General features: G+C 72.4%; 19 protein-coding genes. 9 read left to right on the forward strand and 10 right to left on the reverse strand.

Annotation, left to right across the window (positions count from 1 at the left end; genetic code table 11):
* Positions 1 to 40: 40 nt before the first annotated feature.
* Positions 41 to 502 (reverse strand): hypothetical protein, encoded by a 462-nt coding sequence (locus ACH4S9_RS40835; RefSeq protein ID WP_398376753.1) that lies wholly within the window; start codon positions 500 to 502, stop codon positions 41 to 43.
* Between the two features lie 67 nt (positions 503 to 569).
* Positions 570 to 1,253 carry a response regulator gene (locus ACH4S9_RS40840; RefSeq protein WP_352134030.1) on the reverse strand — a complete coding sequence of 228 codons (684 nt, stop codon included), beginning with the start codon at positions 1,251 to 1,253 and terminating at the stop codon, positions 570 to 572.
* Between the two features lie 145 nt (positions 1,254 to 1,398).
* On the opposite strand from ACH4S9_RS40840, the gene ACH4S9_RS40845 reads away from it, so the two are divergent.
* From ACH4S9_RS40845 to ACH4S9_RS40860, 4 genes are all read left to right on the forward strand, one after another.
* Positions 1,399 to 2,394 carry a tripartite tricarboxylate transporter substrate-binding protein gene (locus ACH4S9_RS40845; RefSeq protein WP_311725162.1) on the forward strand — a complete coding sequence of 332 codons (996 nt, stop codon included), beginning with the start codon at positions 1,399 to 1,401 and terminating at the stop codon, positions 2,392 to 2,394.
* Between the two features lie 101 nt (positions 2,395 to 2,495).
* On the forward strand, positions 2,496 to 2,978 hold the full coding sequence (locus ACH4S9_RS40850; RefSeq protein ID WP_358846393.1) for a tripartite tricarboxylate transporter TctB family protein: 483 nt from the start codon (positions 2,496 to 2,498) through the stop codon (positions 2,976 to 2,978).
* A gap of 4 nt (positions 2,979 to 2,982) precedes the next feature.
* Entirely contained in the window at positions 2,983 to 4,485 is a 1,503-nt protein-coding gene (locus ACH4S9_RS40855; RefSeq protein WP_398376754.1) for a tripartite tricarboxylate transporter permease, read from the forward strand.
* A 55-nt stretch (positions 4,486 to 4,540) separates the two neighbouring features.
* Complete coding sequence (locus ACH4S9_RS40860) at positions 4,541 to 5,155, forward strand: class I SAM-dependent methyltransferase (RefSeq protein WP_311725164.1); 615 nt, start codon at positions 4,541 to 4,543, stop codon at positions 5,153 to 5,155.
* A 150-nt stretch (positions 5,156 to 5,305) separates the two neighbouring features.
* On the opposite strand, the gene ACH4S9_RS40865 is transcribed toward ACH4S9_RS40860, so the two are convergent.
* Positions 5,306 to 6,226: a GNAT family N-acetyltransferase gene (locus ACH4S9_RS40865; RefSeq protein WP_398376756.1), complete on the reverse strand. Its 921-nt coding sequence runs from the start codon at positions 6,224 to 6,226 to the stop codon at positions 5,306 to 5,308.
* Between the two features lie 150 nt (positions 6,227 to 6,376).
* On the opposite strand from ACH4S9_RS40865, the gene ACH4S9_RS40870 reads away from it, so the two are divergent.
* Positions 6,377 to 6,757, forward strand: a complete 381-nt coding sequence (locus ACH4S9_RS40870; protein ID WP_311725167.1) for a GntR family transcriptional regulator — start codon at positions 6,377 to 6,379, stop codon at positions 6,755 to 6,757.
* Positions 6,758 to 6,865: 108 nt separating this feature from the next.
* A complete protein-coding gene (gene ddaH, locus ACH4S9_RS40875) occupies positions 6,866 to 7,642 on the forward strand; it encodes a dimethylargininase (protein ID WP_311725168.1) in 777 nt (258 codons plus the stop codon).
* A gap of 20 nt (positions 7,643 to 7,662) precedes the next feature.
* Here the strand turns inward: ddaH and ACH4S9_RS40880 are convergent, their stop codons facing one another.
* On the reverse strand, positions 7,663 to 8,775 hold the full coding sequence (locus ACH4S9_RS40880; RefSeq protein WP_352134096.1) for a DUF5925 domain-containing protein: 1,113 nt from the start codon (positions 8,773 to 8,775) through the stop codon (positions 7,663 to 7,665).
* A 199-nt stretch (positions 8,776 to 8,974) separates the two neighbouring features.
* Between ACH4S9_RS40880 and ACH4S9_RS40885 the strand changes: the two genes are divergently transcribed.
* Both ACH4S9_RS40885 and ACH4S9_RS40890 read left to right on the forward strand, forming a co-directional pair.
* Entirely contained in the window at positions 8,975 to 10,342 is a 1,368-nt protein-coding gene (locus tag ACH4S9_RS40885) for a xylan 1,4-beta-xylosidase (RefSeq protein WP_398376758.1), read from the forward strand.
* 151 nt (positions 10,343 to 10,493) lie between these two features.
* Positions 10,494 to 11,279, forward strand: a complete 786-nt coding sequence (locus ACH4S9_RS40890; protein WP_311725170.1) for a hypothetical protein — start codon at positions 10,494 to 10,496, stop codon at positions 11,277 to 11,279.
* A 38-nt stretch (positions 11,280 to 11,317) separates the two neighbouring features.
* On the opposite strand, the gene ACH4S9_RS40895 is transcribed toward ACH4S9_RS40890, so the two are convergent.
* From ACH4S9_RS40895 to ACH4S9_RS40920, 6 genes are all read right to left on the reverse strand, one after another.
* Positions 11,318 to 14,632: a lipopolysaccharide biosynthesis protein gene (locus ACH4S9_RS40895; RefSeq protein WP_398376831.1), complete on the reverse strand. Its 3,315-nt coding sequence runs from the start codon at positions 14,630 to 14,632 to the stop codon at positions 11,318 to 11,320.
* A gap of 31 nt (positions 14,633 to 14,663) precedes the next feature.
* Complete coding sequence (locus ACH4S9_RS40900; RefSeq protein WP_398376760.1) at positions 14,664 to 15,461, reverse strand: polysaccharide deacetylase family protein; 798 nt, start codon at positions 15,459 to 15,461, stop codon at positions 14,664 to 14,666.
* 106 nt (positions 15,462 to 15,567) lie between these two features.
* A complete protein-coding gene (locus tag ACH4S9_RS40905; RefSeq protein WP_398376832.1) occupies positions 15,568 to 16,626 on the reverse strand; it encodes a glycosyltransferase family 2 protein in 1,059 nt (352 codons plus the stop codon).
* 41 nt (positions 16,627 to 16,667) lie between these two features.
* Complete coding sequence (locus tag ACH4S9_RS40910; RefSeq protein WP_385349251.1) at positions 16,668 to 17,501, reverse strand: glycosyltransferase family 2 protein; 834 nt, start codon at positions 17,499 to 17,501, stop codon at positions 16,668 to 16,670.
* A 383-nt stretch (positions 17,502 to 17,884) separates the two neighbouring features.
* Complete coding sequence (locus ACH4S9_RS40915) at positions 17,885 to 18,916, reverse strand: GNAT family N-acetyltransferase (protein ID WP_398376833.1); 1,032 nt, start codon at positions 18,914 to 18,916, stop codon at positions 17,885 to 17,887.
* Positions 18,917 to 18,991: 75 nt separating this feature from the next.
* The gene (locus ACH4S9_RS40920; protein WP_398376761.1) at positions 18,992 to 19,342 is read right to left on the reverse strand and encodes a hypothetical protein; all 351 of its coding nucleotides are present in this window, start codon (positions 19,340 to 19,342) and stop codon (positions 18,992 to 18,994) included.
* A 427-nt stretch (positions 19,343 to 19,769) separates the two neighbouring features.
* On the opposite strand from ACH4S9_RS40920, the gene ACH4S9_RS40925 reads away from it, so the two are divergent.
* Positions 19,770 to 20,582, forward strand: a complete 813-nt coding sequence (locus tag ACH4S9_RS40925) for an SGNH/GDSL hydrolase family protein (protein ID WP_311725174.1) — start codon at positions 19,770 to 19,772, stop codon at positions 20,580 to 20,582.
* Positions 20,583 to 20,613: the final 31 nt, after the last annotated feature.

Genomic DNA, 20,613 nt, shown 5'->3' on the forward strand with positions numbered 1-20,613 from the left:
CCCGGCCGTCCGGCTCCAGGTCCGGCCCCAGACGGCGTGGTCAGTCGAGGTCGTCGCAGATCTGGCGGGCCTTGTCGAGGTTCTTCTTCACCCGGCTGTCGTTGAAGTCGTAGGTCACGGCATGCGCGTTACGAGCGAGGAGCACGGCCTCCGAGAGCGGCTTGTACTGGGCGTCGCCCGCGGCCGCCGAAGCGGAGAGCACGACGGCGGCGCCGAAGCGGTTCAACGCGATCTCGCCCTTCGCGCCCTTCGCGGTGTAGTCCGACGGCTCGAATCCGCTCAGCGCACGGCACGCGTCCCGCGCGTCACCCGCCGCGTCGTTGGCGGACGAGCCGTCGCCGCTGACCGCCCAGGCCACACCGACGCCCGCGCCGCCGATCAGGATGCCCCCGATCAGCGCCGCGGCCAGAGTCCGGGAGGCCTTGCGCGGCGCCGGGGTGGCCGGGGAGTCCGGGGCGTCGGTCGGCGGTATGTGCGCGGGAGAAGGCTGCTGTGACGACATGCGCATCAAGATAGCTGCTCAGCGGCACATTGCCGGGGCGGGATGCCCCCAGGCCTCCCGCCCGCCGTCAGTCGATCCAGCGGTAGCGGCGCTCCGGGCGGCCCGTCCCGCCGTAGCGCAGGGTGACCTCCACGCGCCCCGTCTCGGCGAAGTACTCGAGGTAACGGCGGGCGCTCACCCGGGAGAAGGCGCCCGCCTCCGCGCACTCCGCCGCCGAAAGCCCCTCGGCGTGCCCGCGCAGCGTGCGCTCGACGAGGCTCGCGGTGTGGGCGGCCAGGCCCTTCGGGAGCTGCTCGCGGGAGCGGGCGCCGCGCGGGCGGGTGCCGAAGATCTGGTCCACGTCCTCCTGGCTGGCCTCGCCGAGCGTGTCGAGGCGGGCCCGCAGCGCGGCGGCGTGTCTCAGCTGCTCCTGGAGCGCGGCGCGGTCGAACGGCTTGATGAGGTAGTGCAGCGCGCCCGCGCGCAGCGCCTCGCGCACGGCGTGCGGATCCTTGGCCGCGGTGATGAACAGCGCGTCCACCTGCCGGTGTTCCTCCCGCTCCCGCATCCGGCGCAGCACACTGATGCCGTCCATATCCGGCAGATAGACGTCCAGCAGGACCAGGTCGGGGCGGAGCGCGTCGGCGGCGCGCAGCGCCTCGGCGCCCGTGTGGGCCACCCCGGCGACCGTGAAGCCGTCCAGGGACGCGACATAGCGGCTGTGCAGCTTGGCCACCATGAAGTCGTCGTCGACCACCAGCACTCTCGTCATCGGACGTGCCTTCCCCGTTGCCTTCCCCGTGTACGCAACGACCACAAGGTCTCTTAATACCGAAAGAGAGACAGCGCGTTAACCCACAGGCAACATGTGGCGCGCCTCACACAGACACCCACGAAGAAAGAAAGGCGGTGTCACCGTGCTCTCAAGTCCGCGTCTGCGTACCCCGCTCGCCCTGCTCTCTGCGGCTCTGATCGTGCTCCTCGGGCCCCCGTTGCTCAGTACCGGCAGCGGCTCCGCCACCGGCACCCACATCCCCGGCCTGCGCCTGATGGTGCCCAACACCCCCGGCGGCGGCTATGACATCACGGCCCGTACGGCGGCCAAGAGCGCCGAGGACGCCGATCTGAGCCGCAACATCGAAGTGTTCAACCTGCCCGGCGCGGGCGGCACCGTCGGGCTGAGCCGCCTGGTGTCCGAGCGCGGCAACGGCAAGCTCGCGATGTCCATGGGCCTGGGGGTGGTGGGCGCGGTGCACACCAACCACGCGCCGTCCACCCTCGCCGATACGACGCCCATCGCGCGGCTCACCGAGGAGCCGGACATCGTGGTCGTGGCCAAGGGGTCCAAGTACCGCGACTTCGGCCAGCTGGTGGCGGACTGGCGCGAGAAGCCCGGCTCACTCCCGGTCGGCGGCGGCTCCTCGCCCGGCGGGCCGGACCACCTGGCCCCCATGCTGATGGCCAAGGCCGCCGGGATCGCCCCGAAGAAGGTCAACTACATCCCGTACGACGGCGGTGGCGAGCTGCTGGCCTCCGTGCTCGGCGGCAAGGTCGCCTTCGGCGTCTCCGGCGTCGGCGAGTACCTCGACCAGATCGAGGCGGGCGAGCTGCGGGTGCTGGCGGTGACCAGCGACAAGCGCCTGCCGGGCCTGGACGCGCCGACGCTCAAGGAGGCCGGCCTGGACGTCACGTTCACCAACTGGCGCGGCATCGTCGCCCCGCCCGACCTGACCGACGCCGAGCGCGACAAGCTGATCGAACTGATCACGAAGATGCACGCCTCGAAGGAGTGGAAGGAGGCGGTGCGGCGCAACCGCTGGACCGACGCCTTCATGCCGGGCGACGAGTTCGGGCGCTTCCTGACCGCCCAGGACAAGCGCGTGGACACGGTGCTGAAGGAGCTGGGACTGTGACCGACAGCCACGCCGACACCAACACCAACACTGACACTGACAGCAACACAGCCACCAACACAGCTACCAACACAGACCCCGGCACCGGGCTCAGAGCCTTCCTGCGCGGCCGCTCCGAACTCGGCGTCTGCGCCCTGCTGCTGGCCATCGGCGTCCTCGTGCTCACCGACGCGCTCACCATGGACACCGACTTCGCCCAGCGCGGCCCCGTCGGCCCCAAGACCGTACCGATCGTCGTCGGCGTCGCCCTGCTGGTCGTCGCCGTCCTGCTGGCCGTCGACGTGCTGCGCGGCGGCAAGGGCGAGTCCGAGGGCGGCGAGGACATCGACCTGAGCGCGCCCGGCGACTGGCGCACCGTGCTCCTGCTGGCCGGGGTCTTCCTCGCCAACGCCTTCCTCATAGAGCCGCTCGGCTTCCCCATCTCCGGCGCCCTGCTCTTCTGGGGCTCGGCCTACGCCCTCGGCAGCCGCGCCTTCCACCGCGATCCGCTGATCGCGGCCGTGCTCTCCACCGCCACCTTCTTCGTCTTCGACCGGCTGCTCGCGGTCCCGCTGCCCGGCGGCCCGCTGATGGAGGTGCTGTAACGCGATGGACTCCCTGTCCTCCCTCATCGACGGCTTCGGCACCGCCCTGAGCCCGGTCAACCTGCTGTGGGCGGCGATCGGCGTGCTGCTCGGCACCGCCATCGGAGTGCTCCCCGGCATCGGCCCGGCCATGGCGGTCGCGCTGCTGCTCCCCGTCACCTACGGCCTGGACCCCACCGCCGCGTTCATCATGTTCGCGGGCATCTACTACGGCGGCATGTTCGGCGGTTCCACCACCTCCATCCTGCTCAACACCCCCGGTGAGACCGCCGCCGTCGTCGCCGCCATGGAAGGCCATCCCATGGCCCGCTCCGGGCGCGGCGCCCAGGCCCTGGCGGCGGCCGCGATCGGACACTTCGCGGGCGGCATGATCGGCACCTGTCTGCTGGTCTTCCTCGCCCCGACCGTCGCCGAACTCGCCGTCGACATCGGCGCCCCCGACTACTTCGCCATCATGGTGCTGGCCTTCATCGCCGTGACCTCCGTGCTCGGCAGCTCCCGCATCCGCGGTTTCGCGTCCCTCCTCATCGGGCTCACCATCGGCCTGGTGGGTCTGGACCAGATGACCGGCCAGCAGCGGCTCACCTTCGGCTCGCTCGACCTCGCCGACGGCATCGACGTCGTCATCGTCGCGGTCGGCCTCTTCGCCATCGGTGAGGCGCTGTGGGTGGCCATGCATCTGCGCCGCCGCCCCGACGAGCCCATCCCGGTCGGCCGCCCCTGGCTCGGCAAGGCCGAGCTGCGCCGCACCTGGAAGCCCTGGCTGCGCGGCCCGGCGATCGGCTTCCCGTTCGGCGCGATCCCGGCGGGCGGCGCGGAGATCCCCACCTTCCTGTCGTACGTGACCGAGAAGCGGCTCTCCAAGCACCGCGACGAGTTCGGCAAGGGCGCGATCGAGGGCGTCGCCGGGCCCGAGTCGGCCGCCTCCGCGTCCGCCGCGGGCACGCTCGTCTCGATGCTCACCCTCGGCCTGCCCACCACCGCGGTCGCCGCGGTGATGCTGGCCGCCTTCCAGCAGTACGGCATCCAGCCCGGCCCGCTGCTCTTCGAGCGCGAACCCGACCTGGTGTGGGGCCTGATCGCCTCGCTGTTCATCGCCATGGTGATGCTGCTGGTGCTCAACCTCCCGCTGGCGCCCGTATGGGCCAAGCTGCTGCGCGTCCCGAGGCCGTATCTGTACGCGGGCATCCTCTTCTTCGCGGCGGTCGGCGCGTACGCGGTGGGCGGCGAGCCGCTGGACCTGGTGATCCTGTTGATCATCGGTCTGCTGGGGCTGCTGATGCGGCGCTACGGCCTGCCGGTGCTGCCCGCGGTGATCGGCGTCATCCTCGGGCCCGCGGCCGAGCAGCAGCTTCGGCGAGCCCTCCAGATCAGCGACGGGAGCATGTCGGGGCTGGTCAACACGCCCTTCTCGGTGACCGTGTACGTGGTCATCGCGCTGATCCTGTGCTGGCCGTTGGCGAAGGGGCTGGTGCTGCGCGGGCGCGCGAAGACGAAGGCGTCCTGACGCTCTGACGTCCTGAGGCCGGGGCGTTGTCAGTGGTCGATGGCACGCTCGGGGTATGAGCTCTGAAAGCCGGATTCCCGAGCAGCCGACCGTCGCCTACTGGGACGCCCTCGCGGCCGACTTCGACGACGAGCCGGACCACGGCCTGCGCGACCCGGTCACCCGGGCCGCGTGGGCCGCCCGGCTGCGCGCCTGGCTGCCCGGCCGCCCCTGCGAGGTGCTCGACCTCGGGTGCGGCACGGGCAGCCTCGCTTTGCTCGCGGCCGAGCAGGGCCACCAGGTCACCGGCGTCGACATGGCCCCGCGCATGGCGGAGCTCGCGCGGGCCAAGCTCGCGGGCACGGGCGCCACGGTCCTCGTCGGGGACGCGGCCGAGCCGCCGGTGGGGGAGCGGAGGTTCGACGTCGTCCTGGCGCGCCATCTGCTGTGGGCGCTGCCCGGCCCGGAGCGGGTGCTGCGCCGCTGGACCGGGCTGCTGCGCCCGGGCGGGCGGCTGGTGCTGATCGAGGGGCGCTGGGGCGAGTCGGACCCGGTGGGCCTGCCCGCCGCGGAACTCGCGCGGCTGGCCGAGCCGCTGACGACCCGTACGCGCGTCGAGCAGCTTGCCGCCGACAGCTCCCTATGGGGCCGCCCGGTGTCCGACGAGCGCTATGTCCTCATCGCGGAATGACCCGGAGCGGCCGGCGGACGGTGACGCCCGCGGCGGCCATACTAGGGGCTCCGCCACAGCCCCCAGGGGTTCCAGGGGCGGAGCCCCTGCCACGCGGCGGAGCCGCATATCGACAGGGGCCGGGAAGGGGCGGGGTGGGGCAAACAACCCCTACGCGGCGAGCTCCCGCACGTACCGCCACTCCGTCTGCGCCGGCTCGTACCCGAACCACTTGTTGATCGCGAGCATCGGCTGGTTCTCTCCGTCGTTGCCGGTGAACGCCACCGCGCAGCCCGCCGCGCGGGCGCGGTGCAGCGAGTCGTTCTTGGCGAGCTTGGCCAGGCCCCGGCCGCGGAAGGCGCGCAGCGTGCCCGTCATACCCGACCAGTAGCGGCCGCGCCGGTCGGTGTGGGCCACGCTGTACGCGGCGACGGCGCCGTCGACGACGGCCACCGAGGTCAGCTCGCGGTCCAGGGCCGGGTGTTCCCAGGCGAGGGCCAGCCACTCGGCGTACGGCGGGCGGGCGAACGCGACGTCATCCGGCTCGTCCTCGGAGCACTCCGCGTCCGCCTCGTACAGCGGCAGGGGGCCGTCCGCGAAGTCGGCCGCGGTGCGCAGCTCGACGCCGCCCGGGAGGTCCAGCGGGGGCAGCGGGGCCGTGGCCAGGTCCAGCCGCTGGACGCGGGAGCTGCGGCCGCGCCGGTAGCCGCGCCGCTCGGCGAAGGCCACGGAGTGCGGCTCGTCCAGCGTCCAGGAGAGCACCTGGGCGACCCCCAGCCCCGCCAGGTGCTCCTCGGCGGCCGACACCAGCGCGGACCCGGCCCCCGCGCCCTGCGCGTCGGGGCGCACCATGGTGTTGGCGAACGCCTGCCCCGGCTGATCGCTGTCGCGGAACACACCGGTCTCACAGGCGCCGACGACCTGCCCGTCGGCCTCCGCGACCAGCAGCCGGTAATGCCGCCCGGGCGGCGCGCTCGCGGCCTCCCAGGCCACCGTCTCCGGCGTCGTCACGAGATACGGGAAGGCGGAGCGCCGCGCCTCGGCGACGGCCTCGGCGTCCGCGGCACGGAAATCGCGCACGATCAGCGTCATGGTGCCGCAGAGTACGGCCCCGCCGCCCCGCGCCGCCTCCCCATTTCCGGGCGTCCGGAAAGAGGATTCGCGTCGGGCTGCGCCCGGCCCGGCCGACCGTGGCACACAATAGGTGCGACAAACCCGCCCGCACGCCCTGGAGCCCAGCCCGTGGCCTTGAAGATCACCGTCGACCCGGATTCGGCGACGGCCCCGTTCGAACAGATCCGCGCCCAGATCGCCGACCAAGTCCGCTCGGGGGCCCTCCCGGTCGGCTACAAGCTGCCCACCGTACGCGGCTTCGCCGAGGAGCTGGGGCTCGCGGCGAACACCGTCGCCAAGGCCTACCGGGCGCTGGAGTCCGACGGGGTGATCGAGACCCGCGGCCGCCACGGCAGCTTCGTCGCCGCCGCGGGCGACGCGGCCGCACGGGAAGCGGCGAGCGCGGCGGCGGCCTACGCCCAGCGGGTGCGGCGGCTCGGCCTGGACCGGGCGGCCGCGGAGACCGCCGTGGACGAGGCGCTGCGGGCGGTGTACGCCGCGGACGCGTGACGGCGTGCGCCTGGCGGACAGCCAAAGCCTCGAACCGCCGGGCGTGTGCCGCACCATGGAGGCCGGAGGCCCGCAGCCGACCAGGACCAGGACCAGGATGGAGTCCCCATGCCCAGCGCCAAAGCCATCGTCCGGCGGCCCAGCCCCCGCCTCGCCGAAGGGCTCGTCACCCACATCGACCGCACGCCGGTCGACGCCGCGCTGGCGCTGCGGCAGTGGGAGGTCTACGTCGTCGCGCTGCGCGCGCACGGCTGGGAGCCGGTGGAGGTGCCGCCGGCGGACGACTGCCCGGACGGCGTCTTCGTCGAGGACACCGTGGTCGTCCACAAGAACGTCGCGTTGATCGCCCGCCCCGGAGCCGCCTCCCGCCGCGCCGAGACCGCCACCGTGGAGGAGGCGGTGACCGCGCTCGGGTGTTCGGTGAACCGGATCCGGGAGCCGGGCACCCTGGACGGCGGGGACGTCCTCAAGATCGGCGACACCCTGTACGTGGGCCGCGGCGGCCGCACCGACGCCGGCGGCGTACGGCAGCTGCGCGCCGTCTTCGAGCCGCTGGGCGCCCGGGTGGTGGCCGTCCCGGTGAGCAAGGTGCTCCATCTCAAGTCTGCGGTCACCGCTCTCCCCGACGGCACGGTCATCGGCTATCCGCCGCTGGTCGACGACCTACGGGCGTTCCCGCGCTTTCTCTCCGTCCCCGAGGAGTCCGGCGCGCATGTCGTGCTGCTCGGCGGCGGCAAGCTGCTGATGGCGGCCAGCGCGCCGAAGAGCGCCGAGCTGTTCGCGGACCTCGGGTACGAGCCGGTGCCCGTGGACATCAGCGAGTTCGAGAAGATGGAGGGCTGTGTGACCTGTCTGTCGGTGCGCCTGCGGGACCTGTACACCTGAGACCTCGAGCCGACCCCGCCCTACAGATACAGCCCCGCGTCCGTGTCCGCCGGCTGCGCGGGCACCGACGTCGGCCGGGTGCCCCGGCGCAGCGCGAACAGCTCGGCCAGCGTCGCCCCGTCCCGCGCGACCGCGTCCTCCCGGCCGCAGGACTCCCTGCCCAGCCAGTCGACGGCCTCCCTGCGGGTGAGCCGCCCCACCTCGATCCTGGCCAGACAGCGGCCGGGGCGGACCACCGCGGGGTGCAGCCGCTCCAGGTCCTCGTTGGTGGTGACCCCGACCAGTACGTTCCGCCCCTGGCCGAGCAGCCCGTCCGTCAGGTTCAGCAGCCGGGACAGGGCCTGACCGGCCGTGTGCTTGGCCTCGCCGCGGATCAGTTCGTCGCAGTCCTCCAGCAGCAGAAGCCGCCATCGGCCCTTGGCCGAGCCGTCGTCCTCGCCGATCGCGATGTCCATCAGATAGCCGACGTCCGAGAACAGCCGCTCCGGGTCGAGCACGCAGTCCACCTGGCACCAGTCCCGCCACGAGCGGGCCAGCGTGCGCAGCGCGGAGGTCTTGCCGGTGCCGGGCGGGCCGTGCAGCAGCAGGAGCCGGCCCGCGATGTCGTCCGGGGTGATCTTCATCAGCCCGTCCATGGCCTCGGCGACCGGGGCGGTGTAGTTGCCCCGGATCTCCTCCCATGTCCCGGCGGAGATCTGCCGCGTGGTGCGGTGCGGGCCGCGCCGCGGGGAGACGTACCAGAAGCCCATCGTCACGTTCTCCGGCTGGGGCTCCGGCTCGTCCTCCGCGCCGTCGACCGACTGCCGCAGCACCTTCTCCGCGAGGTCGTCGGAGACGGCCGTCACGGTCACGTCCGCGCCCCGGCTCCACCGGGACACCAGCAGTGTCCAGCCGTCGCCCTCGGCGAGGGTCGCGCTGCGGTCGTCGTCCCGGGCGGCGCGCAGCACCTTCGCGGCGGGCGGCAGCAGCGTCAGGCCGGACTTGACCCGGTCGACGGAGTGGCTGCGGGCGTACGGCTGCTCGCCGGTGGCGAACCGCCCGAGGAAGAGCGCGTCCACGATGTCGGACGGGGAGTCGTTGTCGTCGACGGTCAGCCGGACCGGGAGCGACTGCTCCGGGGGTGTGGTGGGCAGGGCCTGCCTCCTGGAAGAGCGGGACGGTGCGTCGGTCCGCGCACACCCGAGCCATGATTCAGCACCGGCGGCCGTCGCGCACCCGGGTTTACGGTCGTTTACCGAGCTGTTCTCGAAGAAGCCCGCCGAATGGGGGCGTTCGTGGATACTCTTACCCGATATGGGGCGTCGTATTGCGGGACGTCATACAGGGGGACGGATGGTGTTATCGCGCGGCGGGCGGTGGCGGCTCACCGCACTGCTCGGCATCGGCGTGGCGGCCCTGGCCCTGCTGCTGACCACCTGCGCGGGCCTGCCCGGCGAGGGCTCCGGGCGGCGGGGCGCGGCCGAGACGCGCGAGCGGGCGGCCACGGCGGCGCCCGGCTGGGGCTTCACCCACACCCAGTACAGCGCCGACCACGGCACCGAGCAGGGCAGACGGGCCGCGGAGGAGACGCTCTCGGCGCGTCCGCTGACGCAGAACCAGCACATCATGGGCTGGGGCGCGAGCAACCCCGAGCCCTCGCCCGGCCGTTACGACTTCGCCGACCTCGACCGCCGCGTCGCCCTCATGCGCAGGACCGGCGCCACGCCCGTGCTCACCCTGTGCTGCGCCCCCGACTGGATGAAGGGCGGCCGACCGGGGGACACCGACTGGTCGCAGCAGGCCCTGGAGACCGCGCCCACCCCCGAGCACTACGCGGACTTCGCGAAGCTCGCGGGCAAGGTCGCCCAGCGCTATCCGGACGTGCGCCGCTTCATCGTCTGGAACGAGCTCAAGGGCTTCTACGACGAGGACAAGAAGCGCTGGAACTACGAGGGCTACACCAAGCTCTACAACCTGGTCTTCGCGGAGCTGAAGAGGCAGAACGAGCACAATCTGGTCGGCGGGCCGTACGTGGTCGCGGACAGCGACCCGCCGGGCGGAGCGGGTGGCACCGCGGAGGTCGGCGGGGACTGGGGCTCGCTCGACCAGCGGTCCGCGGATGTGATCACGTACTGGAACGAGCACAAGGCGGGCGCGGACTTCGTCGTGGTCGACGGCTCCAGCTACACCCGCGAGGGCGACCAACTGCTGCCGGACGAGTTCGGCGCCACCGCCAAGTTCACGGACGTGACGCGCTGGGTGCGCGAGACGACGCGGCTGCCGGTGTGGTGGGCCGAGTGGTACGTCGAGCCGCCCGACGCGAACGACGACCGCGACGGCTGGAGCGAGCCGCACCGCCTCGCCGTACAGGCCACGGCCATGACCCGGCTGGCCCAGGGCGGTGCGGCCGCGGCGCTCTACTGGAACCCGCAGGAGACCGGCGCCACCTGCCCCGGCTGCCTGTGGCGCAGCACCGAGCTGGCGGACGGCGGCGGCGCGCTGCCGATGATGAAACTGCTCGGGCGCTTCGCCCGCGAGTTCCCGCCCGGCACCCGCTTCCGGTCCGTGGACATCGCCGCCGACGACCGGCCGAATGTGGTCGTCCTCGCCGACGACGACGCGCTGCTGGTCGTGAACACCCTGAAGCGGCCGATCCGGGCGAGGATCGACGGGCGGTCGTTCGACATGGACGGGTACGACGTGCGCTGGTTCAAGCGCTGAGACCAGCGCGGCTGTGGTTACGGAGCACTTCCCGGGCCATTCACCGCAGGGCCATGCCGCCCGCCCATGCTGAGGCCGTTCGACGCGGGCGACCACGTGACCGCACATCCGTGCCTGCCTCGCGATGACACGAGCGAGAGAGATCAACGCAATGCAGCGACGTTCCTTTGCCTCCGCTGTCTCCGCGGCCGCGGCCGCGCCGTTCCTGATGGGGGCGGCGCCGAGCGGCGGCGACACCCCGGCGAGCGCGGCGGCCGACAAGCGCCTCAAGCGGGACATGGTGGCCTCCCTGGAAGCAGAGCTCCAGGACCGGGACACGGCGCGGGCCGTGGCCGCCTGGATCTACGACATCGGCTTCGACTGGACCCCCGCCACCGCGCCGATCGGCGCGTTCGACTTCCTCATCGCCTACGCCTTCGGCAACCGGCCGCCCGCGAACGGCGGGGACCCGACGAAGGTGCTCGCCGAGCCCGGCCCGATGAACGAACTGCTCGCCGACACGGTGGCCCAGGTCAGGGCCAAGCGCACGCTGCCGGTGTACGCGCAGTGGGAGATCGCGCACTTCCTGACGGAGAAGTACAACATGTCGCAGGTCATCGCCATCAACCCGGTGATCGCCGCCGATGGCACGATCACCTATCTGAGCACGGACGGCGTCGCGGCGCAGATCGCGGAGAAGCGGAAGTCCACCCCGGGCGGCGTGGGGACGGCGGGCGTCGTCGGATGGCGCGACCACATCAAGCGCTGTGTGCTGACGACCGAAGGCCGCGGCATGAAGGCGTTCGCGCCGGAGGGCTTCACCATGCCGGACACCTACGACCCCGAGTCGGGGCAGCCGTGGACCCGGCGCCGCGATCTGTACCTGGTGCACGACATGAACGCGCAGTGGCAGATGAAGCGGACGGAGCTGGTCGCCCGGATGTATCCGAACGGCTGACTCGGCAGCCGCGGCGCCGGCCGGGGCGGCCAAGACGGCTAGGACATCGTCCAGAAGCGCTGCCCGAGCGACGCCAGCAGCACGGCGAGCAGCGGCAGCGAGAACCAGAACGAGCCCTGGAGCCACCGCAGCCGCCGCACACTCGGCCGGACCGCGACCCGCACCACCTCGCGCGCCGTCAGCAGGGCGATCAGCGCGGCGGCCGAGAGCGCGCCGAGCACGGACCACGGGGTCCAGGTGATGAGCGGTCCGGCTGGGCCCGGTGCGGGGCGCGGGACCGGGCCCGGCGGCCGGCGCTTCAGCTCGTACAGCACCGCGTCGTCGTTCGACACCACCCGGCGCAGTTCGGGCCGCAGGTTCAGGGAGCGCAGCAGGCGCCGCTCCCAGGTGGCCGAGTAGCCCGAGTCCAGCCGCAGATAGACGGACTGGCCCCGGCCCACCATGAGGTACGAGTTCGGCCCCGCCTCGCGCAACCCCTCGACCAGGCCGTCGACGAGGACGGGGTCGCGCGGCGCGAGCGTCGGCTGGTAGCCGACCCGCTCCATGTCGCGGTACCCCCACGGCATGGCCGGGGTGACGTTGTTGACGGTGTCGTCGCTCAGCCACAGCACCCGCGCGGTCGGCCGGTCGTGGCCGTAGACGTACTCCATCGCCGCGACCTCGCCCGGCCGCACCCGCTCGAAGGGCTCATTGCCCCAGCGGGCCACCAGGAAGCCGAACATCAGCACGAGCCCCGCCATCAGGGCGGCGACCGGGCCCAGGCCCCGGCGGGCCGACACGACGCGCGGGAACAGCGACAGCGCCCCGAGCGCGCACGCGCCCGGCAGCGCGAACATGAACACGCGCAGCGCCATCTCGCCGCCGTACGACTGCATGCCAAAGCCGAGGAACGGCACGAAGGTCAGCACCGGCAGCGACCGCTCCGCGAACCCGGCCGAGCGCCGCCGCAGCACCCCCCAGCAGGCGAAGGCCAGCACCCCGCCGGCCAGCGCCACCCGGGTGTAGAGCACCAGCTTGTGCACGCTGCTGCCGCCCTCGATACGGCCCGAGACGGACGAGGACACATTGCCGCCCACCCCGCCGACCCCGCCGAACAGCTCGTCGAAGTGGCCCGACCAGTACGGCTCGGCCAGGAACCCGACCCACACCGCGACCATCACCCCGCCCAGCAGCGGCAGCCCGTAGAGATCGGAGCGCCGCACCAGCACCAGCGCCGTCACCACGCCCAGCATCATGAACGGCGTCAGCTGATGGGCCGCCACGGACGCCGTGAACAGCGCGAGCAGCAGGCCGAGCAGCGCCGTGCGCTGTCCGCGCGAGGCGTCGGCCACCTCGGCCTCGCCCGGCCACCGTCTGCCGCGCAGCACGCGCGGCTCCCGGAACCACACCAGCAGGACGGCGACGAAGACCAGGTAGAAGAGGTAGGTGAAGCCCTGTGGCGAGAAGTAGTCCTGGCCCACCCACCCGCACAGCGCGAACAGCCAGGCCGCCGTCCACTTGGCGCGCCAGGTCGCGCGCAGGGACCGCACCAGCAGCATCATCGGCGCGAGGTAGAGGAGCTGAACGGCCGTCGGCCACCAGCGCAGCACCTCCATGAAGTCCTCGACGCCACCGGCCCGCGCGAGGAACTCCACCCCCGCGAAGAACCCGGGCCAGCTCCACCGCGCGTCCAGGTCGGGTACCGCCTCGCCGGTCCGGCCGATGTAGTCCAGGAACCCGAGGTGCTGCCACGCGGTCGCGAACCGCGGCTCGCCCTCGACCACGGCGGGCACGGCGTGCAGCGACACCACCGTGGCCACCAGCGCCACCGCCAGCACCGCGCGCCGCGGCCGCGCCGGGCACAGCGCGGCGACGAACGCGACCACCAGCAGCGCCGCCCCGAGCAGCGTGGCGGGCGGCAGCACGGAGATGAGCCCGAGGCCGCCCATGCCGTCCAGATCGGCCTCGCTCATTCGGCTCACCGGCAGCCAGTACAGCGCGAGCGCCACGGCCAGCGTCAGCCACAGCGCCAGGGTCACCCCGCGCCCGCGTCCGCGCCCGCGTCCCGCCCCGTCTGGTCGTTCCGGGGCGGAAGCGGTGTGGCCCGCCGCGGGCCGCGCCCTGAGCACCCCGCGCAGCTTGACCGCGGCGATGGCCGCGATCACCGACAGGCTGGAGATCTCGGCGACCCCCGCCCCCGTCAGCCCCATGCGCGGCAGCAGCACCAGGGTCAGTCCCAGCACCAGCACACACAGCAGGCCCTGGAGATAGGCGAGCCCCGCGGTGCGGCTCTGCGCGCGCAGCACCGCGAAGTACACCTCGATGACGACCCGCAGCGCCGCCCCCACCGCGAACCACCGCAGCAGCGGCGCCGCCTCCTGCGCGTATCCGTCCCCGAACACTCCGAGGATCCGCGGGGCGAAGACGAAGAGGACGAGACAGACCGGGATCATGATGCGCGCCATCCGGCGCAGCGCCGCGCGGCAGTTCTCCGCCAGCCTGGCCGGGTCGTGCGAGCCCTCGACGGTCAGTGACGCGCCCATGTTGACGGCGAGCAGGTTCGTGGTGCCGCCGATGGTGGTGGCGACGTAGAAGTACGCGTTGTCGGCCGCGCTCACCTGCGAGGCGACGATCACCGGCACCGCGTAGACCACGGCCAGCGAGAACAGCGACCCCGTGCAGTCCCCGGCGAGGAAGCGCCCCATCTCCCGGTAGGCCGCGGGCCGTGCCGTCCCCCGCGTCGCCTCGACGTGGCGCGGTACGAGCCGCCGGAACACCAGCCAGCCCAGCGGCACCACGGACACCGCGATCGAGGCGACCCAGGACACGAACACCCCGGTGGTCGGGATCGCCGCGGCCAGAGCGACGAGCAGCAGCAGCTTCGCCGCCGAGAACACCGTGTTGCCCACCGGCACCCAGAGCGCGCTGCGCAGCCCGGTCAGCACCCCGTCCTGCAAGGTCAGCAGCGACCAGGCGACCACCGCCGCGATGAAGCCGAGGCCGTGGAGGGGCCCGTGCAGAAAGCGGTACGAGGGACCCCACGTATCGAGGGTGAGCAGGAAGACCCCCGCGGCTATTGCTACGACCACCGAGCTGCCCGCGTACGTACGGAACACCAGCCGCCCGGTCGTCCGCCCGGCGACCGGGACGAAGCGGGCCAGCGCCCCGGTGAGGGTCACCGCCGCGAGCCCCGCGAGGAGCTTCATCGCGGCGATGGCCGCCGAGCCCTGGCCGACCGCGTCCCCCGAGTAGTAGCGGGCCGCGGCCAGCCAGAAGCCGAGGCCGAGGACCGCCGAGATGCCGGTGTTCAGCATCAGCGCGTAGGCGTTGCGGAACAGCCGGCCGCGGTCGTCGCTGTGGCGATCGGTGGACATCTCGGCCCGGGTGGTCGTGTCGGACACGGGCTCAGCGCACCTTCCCCCATGCCTGTCGTGACAGCTGTCGTGACAGCCGGCGTGATCTGCGGATCAGGGCGTACCCCTTGGTGAGCGCCCGGTCCCGGGCGAAGTGCCGGCCGACCGCCTGCCCGGTGACCAGCCGCTCGAATTCCGCGATGCGCGTGGCGCGGCCGATCGTCACCCGCCGCAGGGCGTACGGGCCCTGACCGCGCGCGGCGAGATCGTTCCCCACCGCGAGCCCCACGCCGAACCCGGCCGCGCGCACCGTGCGGCGCACCCGGCGGCTGGAATAGCCGTACGGATAGGCGAAGGACACCGGCGGGCGGCCGAGCTCGTCGGTGAGGATCTCCCGGCAGCGCAGCACCTCGAACCACAGCCGCTCGTCGTCCAGCTGGTCGAGCTGGGGGTGGGTGTGGCTGTGCCCGCCGATCTCGAGACCGGCGGCCGCGAGGGCGTGCAGCTGGTCCCAGTCGAGCATCAGGTCGAGCGCGCGGCCCGTGTCGTACGGGCCGCGCAGCCAGCCGGTCGTGGCGAACAGCGTGGCCGGGAAGCCGTGCGAGGCCAGCGAGGGGAGGGCGTACCGGTGCACGCCCTCATAGCCGTCGTCGAACGTGATCAGCACGGGCCGCTCCGGCAGCGCCGCCCCGCCCCGCCAGGCTGCGGCCAGCCGCTCACAGGTGACCGGCGTGAACCCGCGCGCGCCGAGCAGATCCATCTGCGCGGCGAACGCGGGCGGCGAGACGGACAGCGCGCGTGTCGCGCGCGCGGGTGCGTATGCCACGGCGTGGTACATCAGTATCGGCACCCGCCCACTCATGCCCGGCCTCCCGCGCGGGCGCGGGTCGCGCGCGGGTGTGCCGGTGCGGTCACGTGGACCGTGCGGCGCTGCGCGAGGGCGTCGGATCTGCCGGTCATGCCGCCCCCTCGGGTGTCCGGGTGGGCGGCCCTCCGGCCGTCTTCTCCCGCGGCGGCTCCGGCGGCCGCGCCGCCTCGGGGAGCGCCGCCACCGCACACCGCGCGCCGCCGGTTCCGCGGGCGCGGGAGGTACCCACGGCGTAGCCGCTCGCCGCGGCCGCGACGCCGGCCACGATCGCGCCGGCCCGGCCCGCGCCGCCCGGCCGGCCGAGGAGGGCGTCGCGCAGGCCGCGCGCGATGCCGGCCGGCAGCACGCGGGCGGCGTAGCGGCGCTCGGCGGACAGGCCCGCCTGGGCGCCCACGCTGCGGGCGACGAGGGCCTTGGAGAGGCCCTCGGCGTAGGCGCGGGCGCGGAAGTAGGCGAACCGCTCGCGGGCGGGCGGCACCTTGTGGTGGATGACGGCCCGGTCGTCGATGAGCAGCACCGCGTCGGGCCGGGCGCGGCTCAGCCGGATGCACAGCTCGGTCTCCTCGCAGCCCAGCGGCCGCCTGTCGCCGTCCCGCCCGATGCCGGTCGCGAAGCCGCCGGTCACCTCGAAGGCCTCGCGGCGGAAGGACGCGTTGCCGCCGAGGACATTGCGCACCCGGACCCGGCCGGGCGGGAGCCCCCGGTACGTACAGCCGACGACCCAGTCGAACTCCTCGGGGAACCAGGGCGGGCGGCGGCGGGAGGCCCACACCGGGACGGTCCGCCCGCCGACCGCGAGCACCCGTGGGTCGGCGTACGCGGCGGCGAAGTGGTGCAGCCAGTCGCGCTCGGCGACCGCGTCGTCGTCGAGAAACGCGATGACCTCGCCGGTGGAGGCCGCGACGCCGGTGTTGCGGCCCGCGGACAGGCCACGGGGGCCCGCGTTGGCGAGCACCCGCACGTCCTCCCGGCCCGCCGCACCCGGGCCGTCGCCGTAATGGGCGGTCAGGCGGCGCAGCAGGGCCGGGTTGTGGTCGACCACGAGAAGCGTCTCGTGGGCGGGCAGCGACTGGCCGCGCACCGAGTCCACCGCCGCGAGGATGTCGTCCCAGCGGTCCTCGGTGTATGCGCAGATCACCACGGACATCCGGGGCCGCGGCAGCGGCGAGGGGCGAGCGGGGAGATCCGTCACGACAGCTCTCCCCTGACCGCCGCGGGCGCCAGCGCGGGGTGGCGGCGGTGCCGCTTGGCGCCCCGCTCGCGCAGGATCACCCGCAGCACGCGCAGCCCGTCGCGGACGGCCCGCAGATTGCTGACGCCGTGGATGCGCCGGTACTCGTGGCTGGGGATCTCCTGGACCCGCAGGCCGGCCTTGACCACCCGGATGTTCATCAGCGTCTCGACCTCGAACCCGGCGCAGTCGAGCGCGATCTCGTCCAGGCAGCGGCGCCAGAAGGCGTTGTAGCCGTAGCACAGATCGGTGTAGCGGGCGCCGAACTTGCGGTTGACCAGCGAGGTCAGCGCGCGGTTGCCGAGCTTGCGGATGGGCGTCATGTCGTCCGTGCCGCCGCCGTTGGCGAATCGCGACCCCTTCGCGAAGTCGGCTCCGGAGACCAGTGCGGACACATAGCTGACGATCTCGCCGCCGTCGGCCGAGCCGTCCGCGTCGACCATCACCACGATGTCGCCGGTGCAGGCGGCGAATCCGGTGATGAGCGCGTCGCCCTTGCCCTTGCCGCGCTGCGGTACGACCTTCACCCCCGGCCACAGCTCGTGCGCCACCCGGACCGTGTCGTCCGTGGAATTCCCGTCCACAAGCACGACTTCATGGATCCAGGAGGGCATTGTCCTGAAAACGTACGGGAGATTCTCGGCCTCGTTCATGGCCGGGATCACGACGCTCACGGGCGGCGCGATCGCGAGATGAGAGGACACCGGGCGATACCGGTGCGGCCCGGAGGTCGTCGATCCCGCTGAAATGGATTCGCTTTCCGGCGCGTCCGGGCGCACAGAGGAGCTCATGGAATTGTTTCCCTCTCGTCCGGTGGACCGTCCGCCCCCGGGCGGTCCGTAGGGTTATCCGGTTCGAAAGGGGGGTTCTCACCCGCCCATGACGGTATTGACCACCGAACAAGGCCGAGCGAGCTGGCTGGCGTTACTTGCCTCGCGGCCCGCGTCGCGGCATGTCTGAGCAGCGCAAGAGCGCAATTGCACAGGACGGCCGGGCGCGGCACCCCCCTACCGCGATCCCGCTCCGGAATCCATCGCGACGTTCGAGCCCTCCCCTGGAGCCGCCATGGTGATGGATCCGATGCGGGTGTTATGACGACGGTGACGACGGTATTGACACCGATTACTCTATGGCAAGGGAAATCACCCGACACCCCCTCTTGGAAGTCTGTTCGTCAATTCTTTGCCCGTATACTGCCCAAACGCCTGAGCAGTCGGTCGGCCGGCCCGTAGAGCTCCGGCCTCGAAAGCACCTTATTGCGCAGCGCCCGAATCGGAGCACGCCGCACGCGATGCCCGAGCGCCACCGGGTGGCGGCGCGTCACCCACCCCTCGGACACACTGAGATCGCGTGTTTTGAGGGAGTCCTTGTATTCCTTCTCGCCGCGCCCGAGATCCAGATAGGCCAGCCCCTGCGCGGCCGCCCCCTCGGCCATCCGCAGATGCAGCACCAGACCGGGCGAGAATTTCGCGAACGCCGTGTCGTACGCCGGGAACCAGCAGGCCAGCACCCGCTCCGAGCGGAGCCCGAAGTGCCCGGCCACCGGCCGCCCGCCGCAGTAGAGCACCGAGAGCAGCCCGGCGCACGAGGAGCCGCGGGTATGGAACAGCTGCTCCACCAGGCGGGTGATCCGGGCGTGGGCGAAGCGGTCGCTGCGCCCCGTCCGGCGGTACTGCGCCGACTTCCAGCCGATCAGCGTGCGGAGCACCGCCGGGTCGCGCTCGTCGTGGACGTACCGCACGTCGCCGACGTCCCGGCCCAGCTTGCGCTCCTTGGCGAGCGTGGTGCGGGTGAACTTCGGCGAGCGCGCGCGGAGCTGGGCCAGATACGCCTCGAAGCCCTGCTCCACGTCGATCACCGGGGAGGGGAAGGAGCCCCGGGCCCCCACCTCGAAGGGCTTCTGCCCCTCCACCAGGTGATCGAACTCCCAGACCGCGAGCCCGCAGGCCTGGAGCAGCTCGCGCGCGTCCCACTGGAACCCGGGCCGGTGCATCAGGCCCTGTGAGTCGGACAGGCCCAGGCCGATCGCCCGCCCCACGCCGAGCCGGGTCCGCTGGAAGGGGAAGAAGGCCACGGGCTCGCCTTCTTCGCGCACCACCGCGATCCGTACCCCGCGTCTACAGCGGCCGACGGCCAGCGTGAACTCCGCAGAGAGAAAGGGGTTCGCCAGTTCGGGCGCGCCCAGGAGATGCGCCTGCGCCTGCATGGCCGTCCAGGCCGCCCGGTCGGCGGCCGTCAGCTCGCCGGGGCGGTACACGCCGATGTCACCTATGTCCACGTGTCATCCCTGACTACTCGTCGTGCGCAGGCGACGGCGGCGGCGCCGCGCGTGAGCCAGTCGCGCCGACAGGAAGAGCAGAAGGCTTGTCGCGCCGACCGCCGACACGCCCACGCGTACCGACCACAGGTGCAGGGCGAGCATCGTCTGCGCGACCAACAGGTCGAGCGCGAGCGCGCCCGCGCCCGCCAGCACCGCCCGGGCCGCCCCGTCCAGGCCGCGCAGCGCGTGGGCCAGGGCCGATGCGGGCGCCATGACCAGGAAGAAGAGTGTGAGCGGTGCGCGCGGCGGCGCGTCGACACCCGCGAGCGTGAGCGCGGCACCGACTCCGCCGGCGCCGACTGCGACCCCCATGAGCACGAGTGGGAACCGGGCGCCCGCCGGGCTCTTGTCACTGATGGTCTGCATTGGCGACTTTGCCCCCTGATGCGCCGGATGCCGGGCCTCAATCTGGCGCAGGCGGAGGAGGCCCGTCAAGATGCGGCAGTTGTGCGAACGGGGCGTTTATGGGCGTGGGTTGACACTTCGGGTTGGTTTGTTCAACGGCGTGCGCGGTGGTGTGCGACCGGCGTGCGGCGCCGCTGTGCGCGAAGTTCATCGCCTCGACCGGAATATTTTCCTAACTACACGCATAGACCCCGTGTTTCGGCGGGATGACATAGCCATGTCACGCCGAGGGCAGTGAACGGAGCGGCGTGACAGACGGTTTCGAACATGATTGCCCCTTTCGGGGCCGTCGTGCCGCACCAGCATCGGCAGCAATCCTGCTAAGGGAGACTGAATGAAACTGTCCAGACTCACGGCCACCGCCTGTGCCTTCGCCGTCGGTGTCGTGCTCGCCTTCACCGGCGCGGGCGCGGCCCAGGCCGCGGAGAGCGCCGCAGGGCCCGCCTACGTGGCGCTCGGTGACTCCTACTCATCCGGCGTCGGCTCCGGCAGCTACGACTCCGCCAGCGGCAGCTGCAAGCGCAGCACCAAGGCCTACCCCGCGCTCTGGGCCGCCGCGCACGCCCCCTCAAGCTTCAACTTCACGGCCTGCTCCGGCGCCAAGACCGGCGACGTTCTCAACAACCAGCTCGGCCCGCTGAGCTCCAGCACCGGCCTGGTGAGCATCAGCATCGGCGGCAACGACGCCGGCTTCGCCGACGTCATGACCACCTGTGTGCTGCCCGGCGAGAGTAACTGCCTCACCGCGGTCGCCAACGCCCGCACCTACGTGCAGAACACCCTGCCCGGCAAGCTGGACCAGGTTTACAGCTCCATCCGCTCCAAGGCGCCGTCCGCCAAGGTCGTCGTCCTCGGCTACCCGCGCTTCTACAAGCTCAACGGTGACTGCATCGCGGGGCTCACCGAGGCCGAGCGCACCGCGATCAACAACGCCTCCGACTACCTGAACTCCGTCACCAAGGGACGCGCCTCCGCCTACGGCTTCGCCTTCGGCGATGTGGCCACCCCGTTCTCCGGGCACGAGATCTGCTCCGGGAGCGAGTGGCTGCACAGCGTCACCTGGCCCATCGACGAGTCGTACCACCCGACCGCCGCGGGGCAGTCCGGCGGCTACCTGCCCGTCCTGAACACGGCTGACGGAATCTGATCGGCCGTTCGACCATACTTCGCGCCACCAC

The sequence above is a fragment of the Streptomyces sp. NPDC021225 genome, assembly GCF_044332865.1.
Taxonomy (GTDB): domain Bacteria; phylum Actinomycetota; class Actinomycetes; order Streptomycetales; family Streptomycetaceae; genus Streptomyces.